The 818-nt window shown below is 57.1% G+C and carries 1 protein-coding gene; it reads right to left on the reverse strand.

Annotation, left to right across the window (positions count from 1 at the left end; translation table 11 throughout):
• The coding region (locus tag EAY64_RS20035; protein ID WP_103526506.1) for an elongation factor Tu at positions 1–818 on the reverse strand (818 nt) is incomplete at both ends.

The raw sequence follows: 818 nt of genomic DNA on the forward strand, positions 1-818 counted from the left end.
GCGCCAACAGTACGGCCGCCTTCACGGATGGCGAAACGCAGACCTTCTTCCATAGCGATCGGAGCGATCAGTTCTACGGTGATTTCCACGTTGTCACCCGGCATTACCATTTCCACGCCTTCGGACAGGGTAACTGCACCAGTCACGTCGGTAGTACGGAAGTAGAACTGCGGACGGTAGTTAGCGAAGAACGGGGTGTGACGACCGCCTTCGTCCTTGCTCAGTACGTAGACCGAAGCAGCGAACTTGGTGTGCGGGGTGATCGTGCCCGGCTTGGCCAGAACCTGACCACGCTCTACGTCTTCACGCTTGGTACCACGCAGCAGTACGCCTACGTTGTCACCAGCCTGACCTTGATCCAGCAGCTTGCGGAACATTTCAACGCCGGTGCAGGTGGTCTTCGCGGTTGCCTTCAGGCCCACGATTTCCAGTTCTTCACCAACCTTAACAATGCCACGTTCCACACGACCAGTTACTACAGTACCACGGCCGGAGATCGAGAATACGTCTTCGATCGGCAGCAGGAACGGCTTGTCAACAGCACGTTCCGGAGTCGGGATGTAGGAGTCCAGAGCAGCAGCCAGACGGAAGATGGACGGTTCACCCATTTCGGATTGGTCGCCTTCCAGTGCCAGACGAGCCGAACCGATTACCACCGGAGTGTCATCGCCCGGGAAGTCGTAGGAAGACAGCAGATCGCGCACTTCCATTTCAACCAGTTCCAGCAGCTCAGCGTCGTCAACCAGGTCAGCCTTGTTCAGGTAAACGATGATGTACGGTACGCCAACCTGACGGGACAGCAGGATGTGTTCGCGAGT

It is taken from the genome of Aquitalea palustris, from assembly GCF_003693445.1.
Classification (GTDB): domain Bacteria; phylum Pseudomonadota; class Gammaproteobacteria; order Burkholderiales; family Chromobacteriaceae; genus Aquitalea; species Aquitalea palustris.